This window comes from Herminiimonas sp. (assembly GCF_030655415.1).
Genome location: NZ_JAURVN010000014.1, coordinates 280,909 through 307,093, shown reverse-complemented (window position 1 = coordinate 307,093; position 26,185 = coordinate 280,909). Strand labels below are relative to the sequence as shown.

General features: G+C 49.5%; 30 protein-coding genes. 17 read left to right on the top strand and 13 right to left on the bottom strand.

Annotated elements, in window-relative coordinates; all coding sequences use genetic code 11:
* Window positions 1-57: 57 nt before the first annotated feature.
* Genes Q7T66_RS10575 through alkB form a run of 3 tightly spaced genes read left to right on the top strand, consistent with a single transcriptional unit; the run spans window position 58 to window position 2,601 of the window.
* The gene (locus Q7T66_RS10575) at window positions 58-1,392 is read left to right on the top strand and encodes an ATP-binding protein (protein WP_304933300.1); all 1,335 of its coding nucleotides are present in this window, start codon (window positions 58-60) and stop codon (window positions 1,390-1,392) included.
* Entirely contained in the window at window positions 1,393-1,929 is a 537-nt protein-coding gene (locus Q7T66_RS10570) for a response regulator transcription factor (RefSeq protein ID WP_304933299.1), read from the top strand.
* Between the two features lie 15 nt (window positions 1,930-1,944).
* Window positions 1,945-2,601 carry a DNA oxidative demethylase AlkB gene (gene alkB / locus Q7T66_RS10565; protein ID WP_304933298.1) on the top strand — a complete coding sequence of 219 codons (657 nt, stop codon included), beginning with the start codon at window positions 1,945-1,947 and terminating at the stop codon, window positions 2,599-2,601.
* Window positions 2,602-2,648: 47 nt separating this feature from the next.
* Here alkB and Q7T66_RS10560 read toward each other — a convergent pair whose 3' ends face one another.
* Window positions 2,649-2,861 carry a DUF3820 family protein gene (locus tag Q7T66_RS10560; RefSeq protein ID WP_304933297.1) on the bottom strand — a complete coding sequence of 71 codons (213 nt, stop codon included), beginning with the start codon at window positions 2,859-2,861 and terminating at the stop codon, window positions 2,649-2,651.
* 206 nt (window positions 2,862-3,067) lie between these two features.
* Between Q7T66_RS10560 and Q7T66_RS10555 the strand changes: the two genes are divergently transcribed.
* The 5 genes from Q7T66_RS10555 (at window position 3,068) to Q7T66_RS10535 (ending at window position 6,697) form a co-directional block, all read left to right on the top strand.
* On the top strand, window positions 3,068-3,622 hold the full coding sequence (locus Q7T66_RS10555; RefSeq protein WP_304933296.1) for an NADPH-dependent FMN reductase: 555 nt from the start codon (window positions 3,068-3,070) through the stop codon (window positions 3,620-3,622).
* Between the two features lie 112 nt (window positions 3,623-3,734).
* On the top strand, window positions 3,735-4,181 hold the full coding sequence (locus tag Q7T66_RS10550) for a GNAT family N-acetyltransferase (RefSeq protein WP_304933295.1): 447 nt from the start codon (window positions 3,735-3,737) through the stop codon (window positions 4,179-4,181).
* 96 nt (window positions 4,182-4,277) lie between these two features.
* Window positions 4,278-4,517, top strand: a complete 240-nt coding sequence (locus Q7T66_RS10545; RefSeq protein ID WP_304933294.1) for a FeoA family protein — start codon at window positions 4,278-4,280, stop codon at window positions 4,515-4,517.
* 12 nt (window positions 4,518-4,529) lie between these two features.
* Window positions 4,530-6,374: a ferrous iron transport protein B gene (gene feoB / locus Q7T66_RS10540; protein ID WP_304933293.1), complete on the top strand. Its 1,845-nt coding sequence runs from the start codon at window positions 4,530-4,532 to the stop codon at window positions 6,372-6,374.
* Window positions 6,371-6,697, top strand: coding sequence for a DUF6587 family protein (locus tag Q7T66_RS10535; RefSeq protein WP_304933292.1), 327 nt, complete (start codon window positions 6,371-6,373; stop codon window positions 6,695-6,697). The genes feoB and Q7T66_RS10535 overlap by 4 nt, the downstream gene beginning before the upstream one ends.
* 117 nt (window positions 6,698-6,814) lie before the next feature.
* Here Q7T66_RS10535 and Q7T66_RS10530 read toward each other — a convergent pair whose 3' ends face one another.
* Together Q7T66_RS10530 and Q7T66_RS10525 are read right to left on the bottom strand one after the other, a co-directional pair.
* Entirely contained in the window at window positions 6,815-7,639 is an 825-nt protein-coding gene (locus Q7T66_RS10530; protein WP_304933291.1) for a D-alanyl-D-alanine carboxypeptidase family protein, read from the bottom strand.
* Between the two features lie 302 nt (window positions 7,640-7,941).
* A complete protein-coding gene (locus tag Q7T66_RS10525) occupies window positions 7,942-8,187 on the bottom strand; it encodes a hypothetical protein (RefSeq protein ID WP_304933290.1) in 246 nt (81 codons plus the stop codon).
* Window positions 8,188-8,577: 390 nt separating this feature from the next.
* Here Q7T66_RS10525 and Q7T66_RS10520 point away from each other — a divergent pair, with 390 nt between their 5' ends.
* The 6 genes from Q7T66_RS10520 (at window position 8,578) to Q7T66_RS10495 (ending at window position 14,817) form a co-directional block, all read left to right on the top strand.
* The gene (locus tag Q7T66_RS10520; RefSeq protein ID WP_304933289.1) at window positions 8,578-10,164 is read left to right on the top strand and encodes a glucan biosynthesis protein; all 1,587 of its coding nucleotides are present in this window, start codon (window positions 8,578-8,580) and stop codon (window positions 10,162-10,164) included.
* Window positions 10,165-10,375: 211 nt separating this feature from the next.
* Entirely contained in the window at window positions 10,376-11,053 is a 678-nt protein-coding gene (locus tag Q7T66_RS10515) for an alpha/beta hydrolase (RefSeq protein ID WP_304933288.1), read from the top strand.
* A 70-nt stretch (window positions 11,054-11,123) separates the two neighbouring features.
* Entirely contained in the window at window positions 11,124-11,564 is a 441-nt protein-coding gene (locus Q7T66_RS10510; protein WP_304933287.1) for a hypothetical protein, read from the top strand.
* Between the two features lie 105 nt (window positions 11,565-11,669).
* Window positions 11,670-13,106: a TolC family protein gene (locus tag Q7T66_RS10505; RefSeq protein WP_304933286.1), complete on the top strand. Its 1,437-nt coding sequence runs from the start codon at window positions 11,670-11,672 to the stop codon at window positions 13,104-13,106.
* A gap of 22 nt (window positions 13,107-13,128) precedes the next feature.
* Window positions 13,129-14,406 (top strand): multicopper oxidase family protein, encoded by a 1,278-nt coding sequence (locus Q7T66_RS10500; protein ID WP_304933285.1) that lies wholly within the window; start codon window positions 13,129-13,131, stop codon window positions 14,404-14,406.
* A 60-nt stretch (window positions 14,407-14,466) separates the two neighbouring features.
* On the top strand, window positions 14,467-14,817 hold the full coding sequence (locus tag Q7T66_RS10495; protein WP_304933284.1) for a copper-binding protein: 351 nt from the start codon (window positions 14,467-14,469) through the stop codon (window positions 14,815-14,817).
* A 210-nt stretch (window positions 14,818-15,027) separates the two neighbouring features.
* Here the strand turns inward: Q7T66_RS10495 and Q7T66_RS10490 are convergent, their stop codons facing one another.
* The 9 genes from Q7T66_RS10490 to mnmH form a co-directional block, all read right to left on the bottom strand.
* Window positions 15,028-15,555, bottom strand: coding sequence for a superoxide dismutase family protein (locus Q7T66_RS10490; RefSeq protein ID WP_304933283.1), 528 nt, complete (start codon window positions 15,553-15,555; stop codon window positions 15,028-15,030).
* A gap of 163 nt (window positions 15,556-15,718) precedes the next feature.
* On the bottom strand, window positions 15,719-15,901 hold the full coding sequence (locus Q7T66_RS10485; RefSeq protein WP_304933282.1) for a hypothetical protein: 183 nt from the start codon (window positions 15,899-15,901) through the stop codon (window positions 15,719-15,721).
* A 159-nt stretch (window positions 15,902-16,060) separates the two neighbouring features.
* A complete protein-coding gene (locus Q7T66_RS10480) occupies window positions 16,061-16,411 on the bottom strand; it encodes a DUF3147 family protein (protein WP_304933281.1) in 351 nt (116 codons plus the stop codon).
* Window positions 16,412-16,479: 68 nt separating this feature from the next.
* Window positions 16,480-17,283 carry a phosphonate ABC transporter, permease protein PhnE gene (gene phnE, locus Q7T66_RS10475; RefSeq protein WP_304933280.1) on the bottom strand — a complete coding sequence of 268 codons (804 nt, stop codon included), beginning with the start codon at window positions 17,281-17,283 and terminating at the stop codon, window positions 16,480-16,482.
* The gene (locus tag Q7T66_RS10470; RefSeq protein WP_304933279.1) at window positions 17,280-18,119 is read right to left on the bottom strand and encodes an ABC transporter permease; all 840 of its coding nucleotides are present in this window, start codon (window positions 18,117-18,119) and stop codon (window positions 17,280-17,282) included. Before Q7T66_RS10470 ends, phnE begins: the two co-directional genes overlap by 4 nt.
* 71 nt (window positions 18,120-18,190) lie before the next feature.
* Window positions 18,191-19,009 (bottom strand): phosphonate ABC transporter ATP-binding protein, encoded by an 819-nt coding sequence (locus Q7T66_RS10465; RefSeq protein ID WP_304933278.1) that lies wholly within the window; start codon window positions 19,007-19,009, stop codon window positions 18,191-18,193.
* Window positions 19,010-19,073: 64 nt separating this feature from the next.
* Window positions 19,074-19,949 (bottom strand): putative selenate ABC transporter substrate-binding protein, encoded by an 876-nt coding sequence (locus tag Q7T66_RS10460; RefSeq protein ID WP_304933277.1) that lies wholly within the window; start codon window positions 19,947-19,949, stop codon window positions 19,074-19,076.
* A gap of 72 nt (window positions 19,950-20,021) precedes the next feature.
* Complete coding sequence (selD, locus tag Q7T66_RS10455; RefSeq protein ID WP_304933276.1) at window positions 20,022-21,092, bottom strand: selenide, water dikinase SelD; 1,071 nt, start codon at window positions 21,090-21,092, stop codon at window positions 20,022-20,024.
* Between the two features lie 31 nt (window positions 21,093-21,123).
* Window positions 21,124-22,203, bottom strand: coding sequence for a tRNA 2-selenouridine(34) synthase MnmH (gene mnmH, locus Q7T66_RS10450; RefSeq protein WP_304933275.1), 1,080 nt, complete (start codon window positions 22,201-22,203; stop codon window positions 21,124-21,126).
* A gap of 319 nt (window positions 22,204-22,522) precedes the next feature.
* Between mnmH and Q7T66_RS10445 the strand changes: the two genes are divergently transcribed.
* Window positions 22,523-22,849 carry a DUF1508 domain-containing protein gene (locus Q7T66_RS10445; protein ID WP_304933274.1) on the top strand — a complete coding sequence of 109 codons (327 nt, stop codon included), beginning with the start codon at window positions 22,523-22,525 and terminating at the stop codon, window positions 22,847-22,849.
* Window positions 22,850-23,250: 401 nt separating this feature from the next.
* Window positions 23,251-23,592, top strand: a complete 342-nt coding sequence (locus Q7T66_RS10440) for a hypothetical protein (RefSeq protein WP_304933273.1) — start codon at window positions 23,251-23,253, stop codon at window positions 23,590-23,592.
* Window positions 23,593-23,887: 295 nt separating this feature from the next.
* Here Q7T66_RS10440 and Q7T66_RS10435 read toward each other — a convergent pair whose 3' ends face one another.
* The gene (locus Q7T66_RS10435; RefSeq protein ID WP_304933272.1) at window positions 23,888-25,006 is read right to left on the bottom strand and encodes a hypothetical protein; all 1,119 of its coding nucleotides are present in this window, start codon (window positions 25,004-25,006) and stop codon (window positions 23,888-23,890) included.
* A 546-nt stretch (window positions 25,007-25,552) separates the two neighbouring features.
* On the opposite strand from Q7T66_RS10435, the gene Q7T66_RS10430 reads away from it, so the two are divergent.
* Window positions 25,553-25,810, top strand: a complete 258-nt coding sequence (locus tag Q7T66_RS10430) for a hypothetical protein (protein WP_304933271.1) — start codon at window positions 25,553-25,555, stop codon at window positions 25,808-25,810.
* The last annotated feature ends 375 nt before the right edge of the window (window positions 25,811-26,185 follow it).

Here is a 26,185-nt window from a genome sequence, read left to right as displayed (position 1 = left end):
TCAATTGTGCCTTGTGCGCCGCCAGCCGCGCCGATTGTATAGACCGAGAAACTGAAGATGCTGGGAAAAACTGAAACTCCTTCGGTTAAAGAAGACCTCAAAATTCGAAGCACCGCTGTGCGCGGCGAAAATTCCGCTGGCCACAAAAACATGCAGCAACTGATACAGCTGCGCTGGATCGCCGTGGTTGGTCAAATCACCACGATCGCTGTTGTTACTCTTGTTTTCGGTATCGATCTTCCAGTGCGCCACATGCTGGAAGTGCTCGTCTGTTTGGTTGCCTTCAACATTGCCAGCCATCTGCGCTGGCACGAGCGGCCTTACGTATCCAACAAAGAGTTGTTCCTCGCGATGCTGGTTGATGTCGGCATCCTGACCGCACAGCTTTATTTGAGCGGTGGCACGACCAATCCTTTCATCTTCCTGTATCTGCTGCAGGTCATTTTGAGCGCGATGTTGCTCGAAGCTTGGTCGACCTGGAGCATTGTGGCGATCACCAGTGTCTGTCTCGTTGGTCTGACGCTTTTTTCCAGTCCGCTGACTTTGTCTTACGACCACGAGCTGCGTTTTTTCAGCTTGTATGTGCAGGGCATGCTGATCTGCTTTACCTTGAATGGCGTCTTGCTGGCTTTTTTTATGACGCGTATCAGCCGCAATCTACGCGCTGGCGATGCACGCCTTGCAGAGTTCCGCAAACGCGCACTGGAAGAAGAACACATCGTCCGTATGGGCTTGCTGGCGTCCGGTGCCGCGCATGAATTGGGCACACCATTGGCGACGCTGTCCGTAATTCTTGGTGACTGGAAGCACATGCCGGAATTCACCAATAACAAAGTGCTGCTGGAAGAAATCACCGAGATGGAAACCCAGTTGCAACGCTGCAAAAGCATCGTCAGCAGCATCCTGTTATCTGCTGGTGAAGCGCGTGGCGAATCATCAGTCAAAACCACGCTTAGCACCTTTCTAGATGATCTCGCGACCGAGTGGCGTAAAAGCCGACCAGTGGCATCGTTTGAATACACCAATCGGATTGCGTATGACGTCCCGGTGGTATTTGACTCGGTATTGAAACAGATGATCTGCAACGTCCTCGACAATGCATTTGAAGCGTCGCCGCAATTCGTCAGTCTCGATGTATCGCGTCAAGGCGATACTTTGACGATGCACATCACAGATAAAGGCCCCGGCTTTGCACCTGCAATGCTGTCGCAAATAGGTAAGCCGTATCAGTCCAGCAAAGGGCGCCCGGGTAGTGGGCTTGGCTTGTTTTTGGTAGTGAATGTCGCGCGCAAACTTGGCGGCACCGTCAAAGCGCGCAATCGGGAAGAGGGCGGCGCGCTGGTTGAATTGACCTTGCCGCTTACTGCAATCAGTCTGCACGAGGAAGAATAAATGTCGACTGATAGATTGTTGTTATTGATAGAAGATGATGCCGCTTTTGCGCGCACATTAGGTCGTTCGTTCGAGCGCCGTGGCTATACCGTCTTGCTGGCGGCGAACCTGGATGCGGCGACTGCCTTGTTGAGTGAACATTCACCGGGTTATGCAGTGGTGGATCTCAAGCTGGAAGGAAATACATCCGGTCTGGCTTGCGTGCAAATGCTGCACAAACATGACCCGACGATGTTGATCGTGGTACTGACTGGATTCGCCAGTTTGAATACGGCAGTTGAAGCGATCAAACTGGGCGCTTGCCAGTATCTGGCAAAGCCGTCGAATACCGATGATATCGAAGCAGCGTTTGGCCACGTGGCTGGCGCAAATGAAATTGAATTGACAGCCCGTTCAACGTCGATCAAGACGCTGGAATGGGAGCGCATCCATGAAGTCCTCGTAGAAACAGATTTCAATATTTCAGAAGCGGCGCGTCGCCTCGGCATGCACAGACGCACATTGGCGCGCAAGCTGGAAAAGCAACGCGTCAAGTAAATAGCGGCTGACAATATGATGACCTTGAGCTTGTTTGATGAAGAAGAAAACAGGCGCACATGGCAAGAGCCCTTGTGTGAAGGTGCACTCGTACTGCGTGGTTTCGCGCTTGAACACGACGTCGCTATTCTCGCGGCGCTGCAAAACATCCTGACTGAATCACCATTGCATCACATGGTCACGCCCGGCGGCTTCCGCATGTCGGTGGCGATGAGTAATTGCGGCACGTATGGTTGGGTGACGGATAGAAGCGGTTATCGCTACGCTAAGATTGATCCTGAGCGGGGACAAGCATGGCCTGCGCTGCCGGAGCTTTTTATGAAGCTGGCGCAAGAGGCTGCAGCGCAAGCCGGCTACCAAGATTTTTTGCCTGATGCCTGCTTGATCAATCGCTATGAAGCCAGCGCACGCATGTCTCTCCATCAAGACAAGAACGAACGCGATTTCACGCAACCGATTGTTTCTGTTTCTCTTGGCATTCCCGCGATGTTTTTATTCGGCGGCATGCAACGTGCAGACAAAGCCATCCGCGTACCGTTGGCGCATGGCGATGTGGTGGTGTGGGGTGGCAGTGCAAGATTGCGCTATCACGGCGTGTTGGCACTCAAGACGGCAACGCATCCCTTGGTCGGAGAACATCGCATCAATCTGACTTTTCGCAAGGTTAGTTGATAATCTTGTCGTACTACTCAGTCTAATATCGTAGCCAAAATTTCATTTCAGCGTGAACGCAGCGGGTCGAGCAACTGGCGCAAGTCGTTATGGTCCAACTCGTACATCAGGGCAATCAGACTGCCTAATTCACCTTTTGGAAAACCTTCGCGCGCAAACCAGCCTAGGTAATGTCCAGGCAGATCCGCCAGCAGGCGGTCTTTATATTTTCCATATGGCATGGTGCGACTGACTAGCAGTGACAGGTGTTCTGGATTCATTTCTGGCATTTGCGTTGTTCTATATAAGGGCAAATGATAAACCGCCAACGAGCCGCGTTGCCTTTGTTGATCAAAAATTGAATTGCTACAGCGCTGCGATGGTTTGCCAATAAGGGTATGCTGCTAGCCTGCATGCAATACCGTTTCCCGGCTACATCCTGGCCAACAATGTAAATTTAAATCACATGTCGAATATGGAGAACAGCATGAGTCAATATCAAATTGCAGTGGTCGTCGGTAGTCTGCGCAAGGATTCTTTCAATCACAAAATGGCAAACGCGCTTGCCAAGCTCGCACCAACCGGCTTCGTTTTCAAGCACGTGCAGATCGGCGATTTACCGCTCTATAACCAAGACGACGATGGCAATCCATCTGCAGCAGTGCAACGCTTGAAGGCAGATATTTCAGCCTCGCAAGGCTTGCTGTTTTTGACGCCTGAATACAATCGCTCAATTCCTGGCGTGCTGAAAAACGCCATCGATCACGCCTCGCGTCCTTATGGTCAAAGTGCATGGGCTGGCAAACCGGCTGGCGTGCTTGGCGTCTCTGTCGGTGCAATCGGGACGGCGCTGGCACAACAGCATCTGCGCAATATTCTCGCTTACCTTGATGTGCCTACACTCGGCCAGCCGGAAGCATTTATTCAAGCCAAAGATGGTTTGTTCGACGCAGACGGCAATATCGGCGAAGGCAGCAAAAAATTCCTGCAAGGCTGGATGGATTTGTATGTGGCTTGGGTGAAGAAGCACGCAGCAGTTTGATAACTGGTCGTTAAATTTTATGGTCGGACTGCAGGCGCCCAGTTGTGCTTGAAACAGTCCGATCATTTTTTAATAGATAGAAATCAGTTTTCAACCTCGGTATTAACTTTACATGCACATCGAAGCAGCAATCTCGTCTGATATTCCGGCACTGAATGAACTGCTAGCAGAACTGTTTTCGCAAGAACAAGAGTTCACGCCAAACAGCGAGGCGCAGTCCAGAGGCTTGTTAATGATCATTAATAATCCGGATACAGGCGCCGTTTTGGTTGCCCGCCAAAATGAAAAAATCGTCGGCATGGTGAATATTCTATTCACTATTTCCACTGCGCTTGGTGCGCGCGTCGCATTGCTGGAAGATATGATTATTGCCTCGGCATCACGTGGCGAAAATATCGGTACGCAGCTTTTGATGGAAGCCATTTCGCTCGCACGCACTCGTGCTTGCAAGCGCATTACCTTGCTGACAGACGGCAGCAATAATTTGGCGCAGCAGTTCTACGCTAAACAAGGCTTTGTCGTATCTGACATGCTTCCTATGCGACTTTCTCTGGATTGAAACAGCCTGCGCTCTCGTCTGATTCAGAGTGAGCGGGTAGAACGCTCGAGCAAATTAGAATACAATGAGAATCATTGTTATTTAAATTGGTTTTCTGTGAATCTTTCTGAACTCCCTCCCTTTACTTCTGCCGTTGTCGATCAAGTAACAAACGTTGAGAGCGATGATCCAATTGCCAAACGTTTGCGTGAACTTGGTTTTGTTTCTGGCGAACCGGTTCGTATTGTTGCGCGTGGGCCGATAGGCGCCGATCCTTTGCTGGTCCAAATCGGCTTTACACGTTTTGCCTTGCGCCGTTCAGAAGCACAGCGCGTCAGCATCCATCTCGACAATTAATTTTTAGATTCCATGGCTATTTCAGGTATTTCACGCATTGCGCTGGTCGGCAATCCAAACTGCGGCAAAACCGCTTTATTCAATCAGCTGACAGGTAGCCGCCAGAAGGTCGCGAACTATGCTGGCGTCACGGTTGAACGCAAGGAAGGGCGCTTTACTGCGCCATCTGGTCGCGTCTTCAAACTGCTTGATTTGCCTGGCGCTTACAGTCTCGAAGCAACCAGTCCGGATGAAGTGGTGACGCGTGATATTTGTCTGGGACGTATTCCTGGCGAAGAATTACCTGACTTGATCGTCTGCGTGGCCGACGCCACCAACCTGCGTTTGCATTTGCGTTTTGTGCTTGAAGTAAAACGTCTTGGCCGACCTATGGTGCTCGCGCTGAACATGATGGATGCGGCGCGCAAGCGTGGTATCACGATCAATCGTGAAGAGCTGCAACGTCAACTCGGCATGGACGTGATCGAGACGGTTGCGATTAAACACGATGGCGCAAAAAATCTGGTGGCGCATATTGATCAGATGGCTGTGCCGGAAGTCCATGCGGCAACCCACGAAAGCGATGCCGATCTGCACACACAAGTGCGCGCCATCCTTGCTTCTGCAGTCACGATGCCGCGCACAACGGCGGTTGTCGATGATGCAATCGATCGCTGGGCTTTGCATCCGATCTTCGGCCTGATGATACTTGCTGCCGTGATGTTCTTTATCTTCCAGGCGGTGTTCTCGTGGGCAGAACCGCTGATGGATGGCATCACCGAAGGCGTGACGTTTACTGGCGAATGGTTCGCTTCGACTTTGCCGGATGGCTTGTTGCGCAGCTTGATAGTTGATGGTTTATTTGCAGGCTTGGGCGCTGTGCTGGTTTTTCTGCCGCAGATTTTGATTCTGTTTTTGTTCATTCTGGTATTGGAAGAATCCGGTTACTTGCCACGTGCGGCTTTCTTGCTTGACCGCATGATGTTTAAGGCTGGCTTGACCGGACGTTCATTTATTCCATTGTTGTCCAGCTTTGCCTGTGCGATTCCAGGGGTGATGGCAACGCGCAGTATTCAGGATCCACGCGATCGCTTGACAACGATATTGGTCGCGCCGCTGATGACATGTTCGGCACGTTTGCCGGTCTATACCTTGTTGATTGCAGCGTTTATTCCAAACACAACAGTCTGGAACCTTTTCAACCTGCAAGGCATCGTATTGTTTGTACTGTATGTCGCTGGTGTGACGAGTGCGCTGGCGGTTGCGTGGTTTATCAAGCGCATGCGCAAGGATAAAAGTGAGCATGCTTTGTTGATGGAATTGCCATCTTACCGCTTGCCTAATCCCCGCAATATCGTGATTGGTTTGTGGGAACGTGCTTATATTTTTATGCGCCGCGTGACTACCATCATCCTGTCCTTGACAGTGATATTGTGGTTTCTATCGACCTTTCCATCGCCGCCAGAAGGCGCGACGTTACCGGCGATTGATTACAGTTTGGCCGGCATGATAGGTCGATTTATTGAGCCGGTATTTGCACCTATCGGTTTCAACTGGCAAATTTGTATTGCCTTGATCCCCGGTCTTGCTGCACGCGAAGTTGCGGTGGCTGCTTTGGGTACTGTGTATGCAATGTCGGGTAGTGAAGAAGCAGTTGCGTCGCAACTCGGGCCTGTAATTGCGGCACAATGGTCACTAGCGACCGCGCTGGCATTACTGGCCTGGTATGTATTTGCACCGCAATGTCTGTCGACGCTGGCCGTGATACGCCGCGAAACGAACTCATGGCGTGTGGTGGCGGTTTCAGCCGGCTACTTGTTTGGTCTGGCTTATTTAGCGGCGTTTTTGACGTATCACATTTCAAAGGCACTCTCATGACGATGTATGGATTTGTACAGGATGCGATTATCAGCTTGGTTGTCTTGCTGAGTGTTCTGTACGTCCTGCGCAAGCTGATGCCGAAATGGGTACGCGGCCGACAACTGGCATTCGCAACAATGCTGAATCAGCCATCGCATTCATTTTTGGTGCGCAAGTTGGGAAGTTTTATGACGCCCGACGATTCGTCCGGTGGTGGCTGTGGTAGCGGCTGCAGCAGTTGTTCCAGCTGCGGTTCCGAGCCTGTAGCGCAAGACAAGAGCGAAAAAAAGCTTGATGCAAAAGTGGAAACTAAACCTCTAGAGTTTCAACGTCATATCTAAGTCGGCATTCGCTGATTTGAAGCAGATTGTTAGCTCCAGAAGTAATTCATCCATCATTCAGCGCACACATAAATGTGATCTCGCGCTGAAGATAAATCCAACTCTTATTTGATACTTTTATTTAATATTCAAGCCAGCCATGACTGGCTGTTGACGTTCCGCCATCAAGAAGCGATGCAGGCTGATGGCATCGGCTGTGCGATTGGCACTGGCACGTGCATTCAATAAAACCATGATCGCATCGCGCCCGGCAGTGCGTACCCGCATGATGATGCAACGTCCAGCTTCTTGCGTATAGCCAGTTTTGGACAGCGAGATCGTCCAGTTTTTGTCGCCCACCAGTTTGTTGGTGTTGTGATAGTGGCGCGCTGAACCGCCGACATCGATCAGATCACCGGATACGGTTGTGATTCTTTCGATATCTGGGTAGCGCGAAGCAGCCATCGCCAGTTTGGCCAAATCACTTGCTGTCGATGTGTTGAAAGGGGAGAGGCCAGTCGGCTCTTCGATATTGGTGCGACGCAAAGCAAGTGCATGCGATTTGTTGCGTACCGCCTGCTTGAAATATTCAATGCCACCTGGATAAGTACGAGCGAGTGCGTGTGCTGCGCGATTGTCCGACGACATCAAGGCAAGTTCCAGTAAGGTGTTGCGGGTCAAGATGGCGCCGACTGGTACGCGCGATGAGCTGAACTTGAATACATCAACATCTTCTTCGGTGATGACGATATGTTCATGCATATCCAGATGCGCATCAAGTACGACCATCGCGGTCATCAATTTTGTCAGTGACGCAATCGGCACGATATCGCTGGAGTTTTTCTCGAACAGCACTTTGCCAGTAGCTTCATCAATCACGATCGCGTGCTTGGAAGCCAGCGACATTGCCGAGGCTGATGCGGTAAGCGTAACCAGTGCGGCAAAGAGAAAAGACTTGATCATGTGCGCTCGAAAAAATAGTTGCTACGGGCGCTGATCATAGCGTCGTTTGCGGGGCTTGTATGTGGTTATCGTGTCGCAACGGCGATATTTTTTGTAACCGATGCAAATTGATTAAGCAGGTGACGCTGACAAGATGTAAACAGAACAAGAAAACAGAAAAAATACGTCGCGTAAATCGTATGCGTAATTAAGATAATCCTTAACGATCAGTGCTCAGTAATGCTGATAACTTGTTTGTATGAAAAGCTTATTTTGAGGGATTTTGGACGATGCAAAGAAGATCTCGCATCGTCCGCCTTGGCTTAAGAAGCGTCAGGGCTAGCTGGCAGATTTGGATCGATAGATTTCGCAACTGCGGCAAACATTTCAGACGCGGCTTTAAATTTATTGCGTTCCAGGTATTCGGATTCGCGCATCAGATGGACGGCGAGGGCGGTATCGTTGGTGGTGATGCCCTTCAGGCTGCGGCCAAGGTGACGGCAGAATGAAGCAACTTCACTTTTGCTAACGGTTTCTACTGGTGCTGCGCTTGTATTCGTGTCGCTCATTGATGCTTCCTTTTCCATTCAGTGGCTGAAGCCGAAATGATAACTAACATGAGATAAATTGTCTTCTGTGTGATTTGTTTTAATTCTTGCAAGTCAGAAATAGCTGCAAGATGTCATAGAATTTACATAGCGTCATCACCCTAATTTTATTTGCATGTATAGCTTTAAATTATCCATTTAAGTTTATGATTTATTTGAATAAAATAATTTAGATTAACAGTGGTTTATGAAGATGGATTGGATTAAACAGTTTTTTCAAAAAATTCTTCAACGTAGCGTGCGCAGATTTGATGCACAAACGATGGCACGAATATTGAACGTTATTCGTTTGCCTATGCCCAAGAGTTTGTGATTCATTGCCAACATTCAACAAATCAATAAAGGAGTCTGATGCAACGTCGTGACCTACTCAAAGCATCCGCCGCGCTCGCGCTGGCCGGATTTTCTGCACCGTCTTTGTACGCCGCTGGTAACGCTCCCGCCAAACTCAAAACACTAGGCAAGTCGGAACTCTTCGATTACGCATTCCTGAAAGGTCGCGCGCGAGACATGGCGGGCAAGCCTTATCAGCAGACTGTCGACAAGGTTCCAGCCAAGGTCAAGGCGCTGGATTGGGATCAATACCAATCGATCGGCTATCGCGACGACCACGCATTGTGGGGCAAGGAGAAGCTGCGCTTTCAAACCAAGTTTTTCCATCTCGGCATGTACGCGACACAGTCGGTCAAAATCCATGAACTGGAAGATGGCAAGGCACGCGAGCTGGCCTACGATCCCGAGATGTTCAATTACGGCAAGAGCGGATTGAAGGGCTCGGACTTGCCTAAGGATCTTGGCTTTGCGGGTTTCCGCGTAAATTTCCATACTGATCTGGTGCGCGATATTGCGGCATTTTTGGGCGCGAGCTATTTCCGTGCAGTCGGTGGCGATTGGCAATACGGTTTGTCGGCACGCGGTTTGGCGATCGATTGCGGCATGTCGCGGCCTGAAGAATTCCCTCGTTTTACTGAGTTTTGGCTGGAACGCCCGGCCAAGCAATCAAGCAAGTTGATTGTGTATGCCTTGCTGGATTCGCCTAGTGTGGCCGGCGCATATCGCTTTGAAATCATGCCAGGCGCGACCATGTTGATGGATATCGACGTCGCGCTTTATCCGCGCAAAGCGATCGAGCGCATGGGCATCGCACCATTGACCAGCATGTTCCTGACCGCAGAAAACGACAGACGCATTGGCAACGATTGGCGTACAGAGATTCATGATTCCGATGGTCTGTCTATGTGGTCGGGCAATGGTGAATGGATCTGGCGGCCTTTGGTTAATCCAGAAAACCTGCGCTTCAATGCTTATGCCGATCAAAGTCCGCGCGGTTTTGGTTTGATGCAACGCGATCGTAATTTCGATCACTATCAGGATGACGGTGTCTTTTACGACAGACGTCCTAGCTTGTGGGTGGAGCCTAAATCGGGTTGGGGCAAAGGCTCGGTGCAATTGGTTGAGATCCCAACTGTGGATGAAACCTTCGACAACATCGTCGCCTTCTGGAATCCGGAAGCAACGCCGCAGCCCGGCCAGGAATTATTGTTTGGCTACAAGCTGCATTGGGGCGCCAAGATGCCAGTCAGCCCGCAAGCCGCGACAGTCGTGGCAACGCGTACCGGTATCGGTGGCGTGATCGGCAAGCAGCGCTCGTATTTTTCGTGGCGTTTTGCGGTGGACTTCGCCGGTGGCGATCTGGCTTTGCTGGGCCGCGATACCAAAGTTGAAGCGGTCGTCACTGCGAGCAAAGGTGAGATTGAAATCACATCGGCTAGACCGCTGGACGATATCAAAGGCTATCGCGCGATGTTCGACGTCAAAGTGGCTGACGATATTCAGGGGCCGATCGACTTGCGTTTATATCTGACCGCAGATGGACAAACCTTGTCTGAAACCTGGCTGTATCAATGGACGCCGCCAGTTAAACGCAGCATTCAGTAATAGCCATTTGCTTGCCTCGTTTTGTATTAGTGGGCGAGGCAAGCGCTGGTTTTATTTGATTGAACCATCAAAGCAGGGTGCGATTAATTACAGTCGCATCCTGCTTTTTCATATTCAGATCCTATTTTTAACAGCAAAAACATGGCCGAAATTTGGTCGTCGTGCAGCCTCGGCCGTTTTCAATTTTTAATGAAGAAGGTAAGATGACGGCATGATAGATCCTTCACTGATGGGCAGGCTTTCCTTTACGCCGACAGCTCCTACCAAATCACCGTTACAGCCTGGTCTGCATCCGCTCGGCATAGCCGAAGAACGCGATGCTATGCTGTATGTTCCAACCGGCCTCGAAGAAGAAGTGGCCGTGCCTTTACTTGTCATGTTTCATGGCGGCGGCGGTAGCGCAGAAAAAGTGCTGCCTTTCCTGCAAGAGCACGCAGAGCGCAATCAATTCTTGCTGCTGGTGCCGCAATCGATTTATCCAACCTGGGATATCGTTATTGGCGGCAACGGTCCTGATCTGCAGCGTTTGAATCAAGCACTGACGGCGGTAACGGCACATTACTTTATCGATCCAGATCATTTCGGCTTTGCCGGCTTCTCGGATGGCGGTAGTTATGCTTTGTCGAACGGTATTACGAATGGCGATTTGATCACGCACGTGATCGTGTTTTCAGGCGGCTTCATGTCAGTTTTCATGCAAGAAGGCGCACCAAGAATATTCATCTCGCATGGCTTGTCGGATGAACAATTGCCGATAGAAACCAGCGGCCGTCCGCATGCAGAGAAGTTGAAAGCGGCTGGCTACGATGTGACTTTCCTCGAATTCGCCGGCAATCATTCGATACAGCCGCCTATCGTGGAATTGGCAGTAGAGTTTTTCCTGAAGTAACAGCCTTACCTCGCATGCGGGGCTTATTCATAGCAACAACTCGGCAAACAAGCCGTGCTAAACTTTATCCATGAACCGACTTTTCAAGACTGCGATGTTGTGGCTGCTCGCGCTGGCTTTGCCAGTGCAGGGCTTTGCTGCGGTAACGCAATCGTCTTGCGCGCCGCAGATGCAACATGTGTTTGCAGAGCCTGCAGTGATGCAAAGCTCGGTGCAGTCTCATCATCAAAGTGCTTCCGCGGAACATCAACATCATCAGATGAATGTGCAGGCTGAGCATGCTGCCAACGTCGATACGAGCGCAGCGCCAGATCATCAAACCAATTCGCACGCCAACGTGAAGTGCAGTGCCTGCGCAACATGCTGTATTGGTATCGCCATGTTGCCTGTGATGCCGCAATTGCCTACTTTCCCACTTGCTTCAACGCCGATTGTTGCTTCGCTTTCTTCCTTGTTTCCCGGTCATATTCCTGACGGGCTCAAACGTCCCCCCAAGTTTTCTCTCGTTTAAATCGCGGTAATCAATTTGCTTGAATGGCATTGCTGTTCAAGTTGCGATTGATGTGCGTGCGCCTTGCGTACGCCGATTCCTCATCATTTATTAAACGAGAATTTCATGAGAGTTCTATTTAACTCGCACATTCGCTTGCAACGCCGTTCTCCAATTGCAGTCTTGGTGTCGCTTGCCTTGCTGTCAGGTTGCGCCAGCTTTTCAGCAGATGGCGGCATGAACGATGTCGCCGCGCTGACCAAGGATCGCACTGGTCAAATTGCGCAACGCACAAGCACGGATCAAGAACGTCTTCAGAAAGATAAAACAGTGCGCGATTTGCTATCGCGGCCGCTTACAGCAGACAGCGCAGTTCACATTGCCTTGATCAATAATCCAGGCTTGCAAGCCAAGTTAAGCGCCTTAGGCATCGCCGAATCCGACCTGGTACAAGCTGGCCGCATGCGTAATCCGGGATTTTCATTCGGCCGCTTGAGTGGCGGTGGCGATGTCGAAATCGAGCGCAGCGTGACGTTTGATTTGATCGGTTTGCTGACGATTCCGCTACGTAGCGGAATTGAAAAAGGTCGCTTTGAACAGGCAAAGCTGCAAGCGGCGATGGATGTCGTCGCTCTTGTGTCCGAAACGCGCCGTGCATTTTTCAATGCCGTCGCCGCGCAACAGACCGCAATGTTCATGGAACAAGCCAGAGAATCAGCAGAAGCTGGTGCCGAGCTCGCACTAGCCATGCGCAAGGTGGGCAACTGGAACAAGCTGGACACGGCACGCGAGCAAATGTTTTATGCGGATGCGATCGCACAAGTTGCGCGCAGTCGCCAAAGCGCAGTCAGCTCGCGTGAACACCTGACGCGCACCTTAGGCCTGCTGCAATCAGACAATACATTCACCTTGCCTTCAAAGCTGCCTGATCTGCCCAAGACAACGATGGAGATTGCTGATCTAGAAGCGCAGGCCATGCAGAAAAGGCTGGATGTGCAAATGGCCAAGCGTGATGCCGAAGCGACAGCGAGCGCACTCGGTTTAAGTAAAGCCACGCGCTTCATCAATGTGATTGATGCCGGTTACATGAACAAGAGCGAAACCGGCAAGTCGCGCAGCAACGGTTACGAAATCAGCATCGAACTTCCCTTGTTCGACTGGGGCAGCGCGAAATCGGCGAGGGCAGAAGCGCTCTACATGCAATCGGTACATCGCACCACCGACATCGCGGTTCGCGCTCGGTCCGAAGTACGCAAAAGCTATGCCGCCTATCGCAACGCCTACGATCTGTCGGCACATTACCGCGATAAGCTGGTACCACTTCGCAAGCAAATCTCGGAAGAAATGCTATTACGCTACAACGGCATGCTGGCCAGCGTTTTTGAATTATTGGCCGATGCGCGTTTGCAGATCGGCGCGGTCAATGCGGCCATCTCGGCTCAACGCGACTACTGGATAGCAGAGTCCGATCTACAGATGGCAATCAATGGCAGCGGTGTCGCACCGATCGCTGGTGTTGCATCAAGCGCGATGTCTACGTCGGCAACGCCAGCCGAACATTGATCAAGAATAAATAGGAAAACACATGATTTCTCGCAGAAATTTTCTCGCAAGCGCGACCACGATATTGGGGGCAGGTTTTGTCAGCAAGGCTGGTGCCGCATCGATTCCCGAAGCGCAAATTATTCAACATGCGCAAACCTTGCCGCCAAAGGCACCTTCGTCCGGCCGCCCATTCAATCCAGTGGTGACGCTTAACGGCTGGAGCGCGCCGTGGCGCATGAAAAACGGTTGGAAGGAATTCCATCTGATCGCCGAACCTGTAATTCGCGAACTCGCACCCGGCATGAAGGCGACCTTGTGGGGTTACAACGGATCGAGCCCAGGGCCGACGATAGAAGTAGTGGAGGGTGACAAGGTACGTATTTTCGTAACCAACAAACTGCCCGAGCACACGACGATCCATTGGCACGGCCAACGTCTGCCGAATGGTATGGATGGAATCGGCGGGATGACGCAGCCGCAAATCCCGGTGGGTAAAACCTATGTCTACGAGTTTGTAGCCAAGCGGCCGGGCACATTCATGTATCACCCGCACGCGGATGAAGTCACGCAAATGGCAATGGGCATGATGGGATTTTGGGTCACGCATCCGAAGAATCCGGAGCTGCATAAAGTTGATCGTGACTTTGTATTTTTGCTGAATTCCTACGATATCGAACCGGGTAGCAGCACACCCAAAGTGAATACGATGCTCGACTTCAATCTATGGACATGGAACAGCCGCGTGTTTCCCGGCATCGATTCACTGGTTTGTCGGCAGGGCGATCGCGTGCGGATACGCTTCGGCAATTTGAGCATGACGAATCATCCGATTCACATTCACGGACATGAGTTTGAAGTGACAGGAACCGATGGTGGTTGGGTGCCGCCGTCGGCGCGCTGGCCTGAAGTCACGACGGATGTCGCAGTCGGGCAGATGCGTGCGATAGAGTTTGATGCGACTGATGTCGGCGACTGGGCTTTCCATTGCCACAAAGGACATCACACGATGAACGCAATGGGACATGACGTGCCGACCATGATAGGCGTCGACCAACGCAAGATCGCCGAAAAAATCATCCGCATCATTCCTGATTACATGGCGATGGGCGAGAACGGCATGGCTGATATGGGCTCTATGGAAATGCCTTTGCCCGATAACACGCTGCCGATGATGAGCGGTAATGGGCCGTATGGTCCGATAGAAATGGGTGGAATGTTCACGACCGTGAAAATACGCAAGGATCAAAAGCCTGGCGACTATAAAGATCCTGGTTGGTACAAGCATCCTAAAGGCACCGTGGCTTACGAATTGAAATAAGTGACCCATCATTCGACGTTAAATCGTCGATCTAGATATTTTTAAATCAAGGAATGAAAAATGAATAAAGCAAAATTGGCTTTAGTGGCCATGTTGATGGCACCGATGCTGGCGTTTTCACAAGGTGATAACACGCATCTGGATCACGCTCAAGATCAAGCAGCACAAGCTACTACGTCGGCAACTGCAGCCATGAGTGAAGGCGAAATCAGAAGAATCAATAAGGAAACCGGTAAGGTCACGATCAAGCATGGGCCTTTGAAGAACCTCAATATGCCGGCCATGACGATGCTATTTCTACTCGAGCCGCCGACGATGATCGATCAAATCAAAGAGGGCGACAAGATCAAGTTTGTTGCGGATAAAGTTGGTGGAGAATTCGTCGTGAAATCGCTGCAGGTAGAGCAATAATTTCTTTTGTAAGCAATCACAAAACCAAGTGCCGAAGCTAGGCAAGCGAGTAGTCGCCTGTGGAGTACTTTTAAAACATCGCAATTAATCCGACGGCTCAAATAGAAAAAGCACTCTGGCAGTTCATTCTGCGAGAGTGCTTTTTCATGTCGTGCCAAGAAATTCCAAATTGGCTTAGCGGTGGCTAATTTCAACCACCTATTAATACAACTAATTCAGATTGATGACGCCACAAGCCAAGCGTTTGCCTGAATTGCCGGTCGGCTGCGTCGCGTAATCATCAGGGTCAGCATGCACAATCAAGCCTTTACCGATGATGCTATTGGCACCGCTTTTAGATAAGGTGATTTGACTGGCAGGAATCGCGATGGACAGCGTTGCGGTTCCCGCAGCGTCGGCTGTCAGATTACCAAAGTCACCGCCATGATGTTCGGCATTGGAAGGCGCGCCATGTTTTGTTCCGGCCGGATTGAAATGTCCGCCAGCGCTCATCGCATCAGGTGCGCTGCAATCGCCTTTTTCATGAATGTGAAAACCGTGCAAGCCTGGCGACAAACCTTGTATGCGCGCATCCACGACAATCTTATCGCCATCCTGCGAAAAACTCACGACACCACTTGTCGTATTACCCTGCGTCGGTTTCATGATGGCTTCTGCAGTGGTCGGCGGTGTAGAAAAGCCGGTGCAACCTGCGAGCACAGCAACAGCGCTCAAGAGAGTGATTGGGATGATCTTCATGTCTGGATTCTCCTGTATGAATGGATGGTTCTACAAAGGACTGAGTTAGACTCACTAATCATGTCTGTTTTATCCTTTTACGCTTGAAACAAGGTAAATGCTATTACTTTAATAATAATGGCATCAAGCGTAAATCCATTCAGAAAAATTACGTGAAGTGCGTTTATTGCTCTTTATCTTTTGCAATTTTCAACAGTGTCTCGTGCGCGGAATGCGCTGGATTTTGCGTGTTATCAAAACCATCCAAACCATACAGCAGGAGAAAAGTATCTTTCGCTTTTACCGAAGAAATTCCTCCATCGATCAGGGTATTAATCCATCTATCTCGCCATTCGATTTTGAGCATGGTGTTCTCCTTCTTGAATGCTCAACGTAACACGCATAAGCCGGCACTATGCAGACGTTACAATGACTTACGAAACTAATACAACCGCGTTATTTCAACAGTTGGCTTGCAGTATTAGTTGCGCATTGATAAGTGCATTTTTAAGAAAGGTTTTTTGTTTTACAGCAGCTCGATACCGAAGCGACGTACAAGAAAAGCAAAAGAAAAAAAGCAGAAAATCGTGATTGCCGCAGATACCAACAATGTTGGCCAGAAGCCGATACGAGGCAACAACATCGGAAAAATAAGAAACATGGGCAGAGTAGGGATCACATACCAAAACGTATACCAAGCGTGATTCGCTATTTTTGCTTCTGGCTGTTTTTCGATATACAGCCATATCAAAGTCAATATGGTGATCATTGGTAAAGCCGCGATCAAGCCACCCAATTTATCGCTACGTTTGGCAAGTTCAGAAATCAGAACCACCACACCTGCAGTAATAAAATACTTTGTAATAATCCAGGTCATCGCATCTCCATCTCGTCACTTTTTAGTCATACAAGCATGCAGGTTTCGTTGCCGCATAAATAGTATTCTTATCGCGTCATCATCCGTCTAAGCATAAAGCTCACGGCATCGACAAGTGCAACCATCAAGAGCATCGCAACAATCACGCTGGCGGCTTGTTGCATTTGAAATAGCGACAAGTGGTACTTCAACATCTGACCAAGACCACCTGCACCGACCACACCCAATATTGCGGCTGCGCGAATATTGTTTTCCCATCTATATAGCGTGTAGGACATCATTTGCGGACTGCATTGCGGCAAGGTCGAATACAAAAAAGCCGCGATCGGATTGACACCATTGGTGCGTAAGGTTTCCTCTGGCAAAGGCGAGCAGTTTTCAAATGCCTCGGCAAACAGCCGTCCCAACACACCTATCGTATGCAAGGCCAGAGCCAGTGTTCCGGCAAATGGTCCGAGGCCGGCGGCGATCAATAAAATCGATGCCCATACCAGTTCGGGAATAGAACGCAGAAAATTCAGCACCGCACGTGTCGCAAGTCGCGCGGTGACACCGAATCGACCACTGGCAGGCAAGCCGATTAACACGCCGAAGAATGCAGCGATCAATGTCCCGACTGCAGACATTGCCAAGGTTTCAAAGGTGGCGATCCCGATCTTCTTCAGGAATGCTGGCGCCATTTCAGGCGGTGAAAATCCACGCAGAAATTCAATGCTGGTACGAAGTGCTTCTGCACCGAAGAACTCATGCAGTTTCAAAGGTAAAGAAGCAAAGCTGGCAAGCACCAGCAACACGATGCCCGCCAGCAGCGCCACCGTCGACCATCGCATGCGAGGACGTTGCGGCAAGGTGTAGGTTTGTGCCGGCGTCATTCCAGCCGCCTGCGTAACATGCCGGATACGCCATCAGCAGCGGCGACCAATAAAATAAAGACGATCAGCATGGTCGACAGTTCATCGCCGGCCATCATCTTGATCGATTCATCCATCCGTTGTCCCAGTCCGCCTGCACCTACAAAGCCCATCACGACCGAACCGCGAATCGCGCATTCCCAACGATAAACTGTGTATGAAACCAGCTCGGCCGCGGATTCTGGCAAGGCACCATAAAAGAAGGCAGCGAGACGACCACTGCCATTTTGCAAAAGGGTATTGCATGCGCTCGCGTCGGATGATTCGAGGATGTCGGCATAGACCTTGCCCAGCATGCCGCTGTAGGTCAGCGCAATTGCGACGACGCCGGCGGTTGGGCCGAGACCAACGATGCGCACCAGCAGCAAAGCCCATACCAGTTCAGGCACGCTGCGCAACAGAATCAGCAACCAGCGTATGAGATTACGAAATGCTGTCGAGACTAAAGATGCACGACCTTTACCTAATCGAGAAATGGATAAGCGCTCGGTAGCCAGCAATGTCATCGGGATTGCGGCCAGCAATGCCAGCGTCATACCGGCGGTCGCCATGGCAAAGGTTTCCCAGGTTGCAGCCAGTACCATCTGCAAAAATTCCAGCGTATGCGCTGGCGGAAAAAAACTGGAAACGAAATTCCACGTAGCGCGCAAGCTCTGTTTGTCGAATAGTATCCACGGCTTGAATTCAGCCTGAACCAGCATCGGCCACAGGATCAGCAGCACGGCACCACATCCGAGCACGCGGCCACGCCATGCAGGATCTGCTGTGGCTTTGCTGAGGAGAGGGGCGCTCGACATTAGGCTGGTCTTGGTAAGTAATAGATATTGTTTGAATGTTCAGAAGGCGCACGACTGCGCCCATTTGGACATCAACAACGTGGAACCGCATCGTTGACACCAAGATCGATGGCGTTGTCGATATTCGAATTGGAATCATCATGCGCATTTTGATACAGCGCTGCAATCATCGCATCGCTTATCTCGGCGCTGTTGGCATCGAACACGATGCGACCGTCCCGCAAGGCGATGATGCGCGAGAAATTCGCTCGTGCCAACTCGACCTGATGCAAGCTGCAGATAAGCGTCGCATTGCGTTTATGTGCTTCTTGTTGCAAGACTGTCAGCGTTTGCAATGCCAGCGTCGGATCAAGCGCGGACAGCGGTTCATCCACCAGAAAAGCTTCTGCCTTCGACACCAAAGCGCGCGCCATCCCGCAGCGTTGACGCTCGCCACCAGACAAACGATCGACACGCGCATACAACTTGTCTTGCAGATTAAACGGTAGCAATGCCTGATATGCAGCATCAATCTCTACCGGTTTGATCAATGAACGAATGGCTTGCCACACGCTCCATTGAGGCAGCGCACCGGCAAGTACAGCATTCACGACACGTTGACGGGGTGGCAAAGGCGGCGTCTGCGGTGCGAGGAATAAACGCGCACGCATCGCATGCCGTTCGGCACTGCTGATGTGCCACGGATCATTGCCGAATATTTGAAGTGCGCCTTGTTCCGGCTTCAATGCGCAGGCAAGCGTATGCAACAGACTAGTCTTGCCCGCTCCCGATGGACCAATCAATGCAATTTGTTCGCCTTGTTGAATCGATAGCGACAAATCGCGCAAGGCAAAGGATGACTTGGCTGCGCCGATATGGCGCGTGCTGATATGTTGAAGAAGAAATGTCATCCGTGGAAATGAGAGTTGCCTGAACGCTGCTCTGCAACCATTGCAGAGCAGCATTTCAAGACTGTTATTTCAACAAACCGGCATTACGTGCCGCTGCTTCGATGGCCTTGTAATTGTCCGGCTTGGTTGGAATGAAACGTGTGGCACGTTGCAGATCCAGAATTTCCTTGTCTTGTGGATTTTTGGCATCCAGTGCAAGGAAAGCATCTGTCAATTTTTTACGCACGACAGGGTTCATGTCCGAACGCACACTCCAGTTATAGTCGTAATAGCCAGGTGTGGTGTAGAACACGCGGACTTGTTGCGGATCGACCTTGCCCGACGCAACGAGTTTTTCCCATACCGAAATATTCAACACGCCGGCATCAACCTTGCCACCTGCTACGGCTGCCACTGTTGCATCATGCGCGCCAGAGAATGCCACGCGCTTCATGTCGAGATCAGGATTGATCTTTGCATCCAGCAAAAACGAACGCGGCATCAAATGTCCCGAGGTCGATGACTCGGAACCAAAGCTGAAATTCTTGCCTTTAAGGTCGCTGAGTTTGGCGATCGATTTATCAGTGGTGATAAAAACGGATTTGAATTTTTCATCTTCTTCACGTTGCACCAAAGGGACGACTTTGCCGCCACTGCGTACATTCGCTTGCACGAAAGTAAAGCCTCCAAACCAGACCATATCAAGCTTGTTGTTGATCAGGCCTTCAACTGATGCGGCGTAATCGGTTACAGGCGTAAATTCAACCTTCATCCCTAGTTTTTGTTCCAGATAATTACCAAGTGGTTTGAACTTGCGCTGCAACTCGGTTGGCGCTTCATCAGGAATGGCCGATACGCGCAAGACTTGCTGTGCATGCGCGAAGCTCGCCATACTCAGTGTGAGTGTTGCCAGTACAGCTGCCATCAAGGCAGGAAGTTTAGGGATTGAAAAACGAGTCATGTAGTGCCCATTCTTGTATGCAAAGAAAACTGATTAATAAGGAGCCCAAAAGTAGGGCGGTTTGATGTAAATTTATGCGACTTCAATACCCGGCACGCCACTATGCATTTCGCCTATGACAGCGGCTTCGGCAAAACCTTCTTCCCTGAACAAGGCCAATACTTGATCTACCGACTCTGGCGCGCATGACACCAATAGCCCGCCCGCAGTTTGAGGGTCGGTCAATAGTGCTTGCTGCAACGGGCTGATCGATGCGGCTAATGTCACTTCATGACCGTAGCCTTGCCAATTTCTACCGGACGCGCCGGTGATACAACCTTGCTCTGCGAGTTTTTGCACTTGCGGTAAAAATGGAATGGCAGACATGTCCAGCTTGGCCAACAGTTTTGCGCCACGCGTTAGCTCAAGTAAATGTCCCAACAAGCCAAAGCCGGTCACATCCGTCAAGGCATGAACGCCATCCATCTGCGCCAGCTTTTTGCCCGGCGTATTCAATTTGGTTGTATTGGCGATCATTGACGCATAACCATCTGCGTCCAGGACATTTTTCTTTAATGCCGCGGACAAGACGCCAACACCTAGTGGCTTGCCCAGAATCAGTTTGTCGCCGGCGCGTGCATCGGCGTTGCGTTTGATTTTGGAGGGATGGATAAGGCCCATCACAACCAGCCCATAAATCGGCTCGACGGAATCGATAGTATGGCCGCCAGCAATCGGGATACCTGCCTGTGCGCAGATCGCTTCACCACCTTTGAGAATTTCTGCGATCACTTCTAATGGCAACTGATTGACAGGCATGCCGACCAGCGCCAGTGCCATGATAGGCGTGCCGCCCATCGCATACACATCAGAGATCGCGTTGGTTGCAGCAATCCGGCCAAAGTCGAAAGGATCGTCAACGATGGGCATGAAGAAATCCGTTGTCGCAATCAAGGCCTGCTCATCGTTGAGTTTGTAGACTGCAGCGTCGTCCGATGTTTCGATCCCGACCAGCAGTTCTTTCGGCAACGGAAAGCCACCCGTGCCTTTCAATATTTGTGATAAAACACCAGGCGCAATCTTGCAGCCACAGCCACCACCGTGGGAGAACTCAGTCAATCGAATCGCTGGGGGTGTAATAGCTGGAGGAATTACTGTCGTCATCTGCATCCTGGGTTGAAAATGTATTGGTGATTCAGGCGAGGAGGGGGCTGTTCGCGGCTTCATTCAACTGACGAGCAGCCTGCTGAAAAGTCTCATCCGAAATATCCGGCAAGCTCAGGGACCTAGCCTGATCCAAGCGAACGAAATTACGTCGTATCGATTGCAGATAACCCGGATCGTAATGCTTGCGCAGCAACTCGTCCACCAGCTCTGACGTTTTGCCGGTTAATGCCAATTGATGCCAGTGCGCGATTTTTTCTTTTCCGTGCAAATGAGTCAAAAAATCGAGTTGTGTATTTAGAAGTCCTGGATCGGCGACAAAGTGCGGATAGTCCTGCATCAATAACGCGACGCGATCAGTAATCGACAGCGTGACCGCAGTGCAAGGCGATGCACGCATTTTTTCCATCAACAGATCCGGCACACGCAGCTTGCCTACCTTCTTGCTTTCGGCCTCCACAAAAATCGGCCGCGACGGATCGAACTTGATCAACAGCTCCCACAATAGACTTTCAAAACGTTTTTGTGAAGGTTGGGGCGCTGCAGGCAAATCACCGAGAACCGAGCCACGATGTGCGGCCAGCTTTTCCAGATCAAGCACTTGCGCGCCCTGGCTTGCCAGCACCTGCAGCAAACGGCTTTTGCCACTGCCAGTCGGCCCGCATAAAACATTGAAATTGAATTTCTGCGGCAGCACAGCCAATTCCGCATTCACATGATTGCGATAGGTTTTATATCCACCATCGAGTTGCGTCACTGGCCAACCGATACGCGCAAAAATTAGTGCCATCGCGCCGCTACGATTACCGCCACGCCAGCAATACACCAACGGTTTCCAGTCCTGTGGATAGCTGAGGAACTGGTTTTCGATGTGCTGCGCAATGTTTTTTGCCACGAACGCAGCACCCAGCTTTTTAGCTTCAAACGCGCTGATGGTCTTGTACATTGTCCCAACTTGAATGCGCTGAGCATCGTCCAGAACCGGGCAATTGATCGCGCCAGGCAAATGATCTTCAGCAAATTCCGCGGGACTGCGCACATCAATAATGGCGTCGAACTGTGCAAGTTGCGGCAGGATTTCGCTAAAGGAAAGTACGGCGGGGTACTTCATTTGTAATATTCGCATTCAAAAATATGCAGGATGGTCTGCATTATCGCTGATTTGCTTGTCTGCTCGTTTAACTGAGAACGGACGCTGACAGTCTTTTCAGAGCATTCTCATGGGGAGCCAAGCAGAATGAGGGCTCACATATATATGGTATGGCCTCAGATACCTGTCATTTGGCAGAATTGCGCTGAGTAATCAAAGCAATTAAACACGCTTGTTTTGTATTGTTCATGCGCTATATTGGTTTACCCTGCACGCGCTTGTTCCAAGCGCCGATCAATGATTTGCTATTTGCATGCCGTCTTCAAAAGGGAAACTCATCATGTATTTTGAAAGATACGAGCAAACCGCGCTGGATGATCCTTTAGCCGCGTCCCAAGGTAAATACCGGTGGCGATTTTGGGCCAATGGAAAAATCATTTTCACCAGCGCCGAGGGTTATCACGACAAAGACGACCGCGAACGTTCACTAGAGATCGCACGCGCCACCAACTTTTTAACGCCAGTAGTCGACGCGCCCGTGAATAAAGGGTCTGATAATTTGGATGCGGTTGGTTTGATCAGTTCGGCAAGCGATCATCCTTTGACCATAATGCTGGACGGGCCGGTGCTTGGTTTGTTTGAGGGTTTTGGTAAAGCTGATAAATAATCAATTTATTGGCTGCTTAATATAAAAATTGGAGTAGTAGATGCCGCGAAGAGGGGGAGGAGGTCACCACGATTTACCTGAATGGGTTACGGATATATCCACGTTTTGGATATCACTTTGCATAGCTATTTTCGTTATTTCTGCCCTAGTTTCATTCTTTAGGCGTGATTCCAGGGGGAGTCGTAATACTTCAACGGCTTATCTTGCGGTTAAAGCTAGAAAAAGGTTAATTAAGGCATTGCGTGGCGATGATAAGACTGCGGATAGATTGATTGCCTTAGAACATACTAAAGCTGGCAAAATTGGCTGCGGTAAGCTTGAAGCTATCGAACGTGCATTTGTCGGGTTGCAGAACAATCGGTCCCGTGTGAACTAAATACTTATAAATACAAAATCACAATATGAATTTTCCGCTTTTGGTAGTTGCTCTAGCAGTCTTACTTCCTCTTCAATCAATCGCTCAAGTTAAGGTTTGTGTCGACAGCAAAGGTAAAAAGACCTTTACTGACTATGAGTGCGCAAAGATTGGTATGAAAGATGAAGCCGTAATTCAAGACATCAATATCACTCCAAAACAGTGCGGTGCGATCAAGGACACCATTACCAATACGAGAAACTCCATAGCCCGCTACGATTCAGACATTATTTATTCTGTATCGCCTGGATCTACTTTGTTACGGACTTCCTTGGTCAATCAACTTGAAGCCAATCAACTTCGTTACCATCGTGAGTGTATTCGCTAGAAGCTTTGTCGTGGTTGATTCTGAGGCTCTGGCGGGAGGTGGAAGTAATCGATTTGAGAGTGCGAGGTATCCACTATATAGGTCCGATCCACAATCATTAACTTCGCAATCTTGGTACTTGCGGCACCGTGTTGCGTCACGTTGTCGCTGCAATTTACTCGACAAAAAACAGTTTTGCGAAGAAATTTTCTTTGCTGGATGTTGCTTTGCTACATTCGACCAATTGTTGCGCAATCACTGCTCTGGGACGCAACAGGAAATCGATAAGGGCGCGTGGGAAATAATAGCTGTTGCGCTATTTAATACGGCGTTGAGCTAAATCTTTTTTCATGGCATCAACACTTTCTTTATCAGTACCAACATCATTTAGATATTGATCCAACTTATGGAATTCATAATGGTTCTCAACAGCTAGAACATCATCTTTTTCATGTTCCGCCTCCCATCTAGGATCTGGCAAGTAATCTGTAATGTCCCAGCTGCCTTTCTTATTCTTTTCAACGTAAATTAAGGCAGGCAAACTTTTCCCATTCGCCAGCTCAGTTAATAAATTTTCATCAACTTCGATAGAATCAAGCGAAATTCCAGAGTGCAAGACCAAGCGCACTTGTGCAATCCACATTGCAACTGCTTTAAACGACTCTCGCCCTCGCGGGTTATTCCAGCGATCAAAAGACCATCGTTCATATTTATAATATTTAGCTCCTGATGGAGTGGAATGTTCGGTTTGACAAATTATGCCAATTTGTTCCCATTGGGCATCTTCCGACTCTTTGAATGCTTGAGGGAACTTGGCGCGATGCCTTCTCAAAAAAATAATACGTAGTTTAAGATTTTGTTTGTAAAGTTCGGCTATGCGTTTGCATGCAGCTCCGGGTCTTTTGTACCACTCGCAAACACAGGTACTGGGTCCCGAACTACTATCGACAGTATTTGTTAGCCAAGCGCGATTTACGTTAAAAGAATCAGCAATTCTTTCCAGCATCGGGATAGAAAGAAGGCTTGTAAATGCGCTAGGGTTTTGAAGTGTTTCTAGTGTGAATCCATCTTCCTTTAAAAAATCTGCAATCATTAACGCATTGAATTTATGTGCATCAAACAAATGTAAAAGGCGTTCTCTAACTACGCGTGCATCTTGCGAAACTTTAGAAGTCAAATCGGAAGAAAATAAGGCATTGGTCTCATGCCGTACACCTTCCAATGCCATAGCTATGAGTGCGGAAGGACTTGCGGCGCCAATCGCCTTGGCCTGGATTTCATAATAGCTACGAAGAGCAGGTGGAACGCGAATTGTCATGGATACCATTCCATCCAATCGACTATCGACCGCTGCGGTAGGCTCGCTATTCTCGGCAGATCCTTGCCGAAACATCGTTTGAAAAAGATTAGGCAAGTTTAAGTTTTGCATAGACATAGTTACCTCCGCATAAATTTATGCATACCTTAGCATAAATTTATGCGGATGTGATTTTTATTATAAGTGTAGAGCTTTTGTTGTCATTTGATTCTGTAAATTTGACCGCAAAATGAAATTGATTGCTCCAGATGTTTGTTAATCGATTGTGTACTAACAACATTGGGGAGATCGAAGTGGGGCTCCGTGCTAATATGATCGGGCGACTGCGGATTGGATTCCGGCCGGGCTTCGCAAGCTTGGAGTTGTGGGTTCGAATCCCACCAGTATTCGAAGGCCTCACCAACTGGTGAGGCCTTTTCATTTTATCGAGCCTTGGTTATACCGAAGAGGCCTGCTGTTAGAGTCCGATCTCTCCTTAAGGGGGCCACAGAGTAGCGTTTTCAAAAGTTATTATTAGTTTTGATTTCAAAACAACAACCCTGTATGTAAATACAGTTATTTCTTGCGATGTCCCAATTTAGTTCTTAGAATCGTTGCTAGAGAATCACGAATATTAACGTGGAGTTTTTAGGGAATTGATTGGCTCTTTTTAAGGGGACCACAATGGCGATATTTTTTGTTGAATACGATCTTCGTAAGGATCGAAATTATCCAAAGCTTATTGAAGAGTTAGAAAAAATGGGCGGAATTCGTATCCTAAAGTCCCTTTGGGCCATTAAGCCAGTCGTTGCTGATCTAACTTGCCAAGGTCTTGCGTCTCATTTTCGAAGGTATATCGATAATGATGATGGATTGCTCGTATCGCGCGTAACGGACTGGTCTGGCTTCAATTTGTTGAGGCGTCCCCCTGATATAAATTAATTTTCATTAAAGCCACTAGCTAAGTTGATAAAACTATTGAGTCATCGATCCTATTCAAACTAGTTTCCGTACCATATTCATGGGATGGCCTACTGTATCCTTCCCTAGGAGAATAAGCTGGCTAAAAACGATGTACACCAATCCTACGAACGATCTTATTAGAATAACTATTTAGGATTTTCTAACTTGGGCTCAGCGGTTCTAAGTGATGACATCAATTAGCATTTTCAGTGCTGGACATGTTGCTGTTAAAAATAGTGTGCCAGTCAGATTTCACTTTGATTAATTCCTTAAACGAAGAAGCTTGGTGAACGCCGATTAGGCGCAATTTGCAAAAAACCTAGCCTGCCAAGGGCATATGTTTCAATGTCCTGG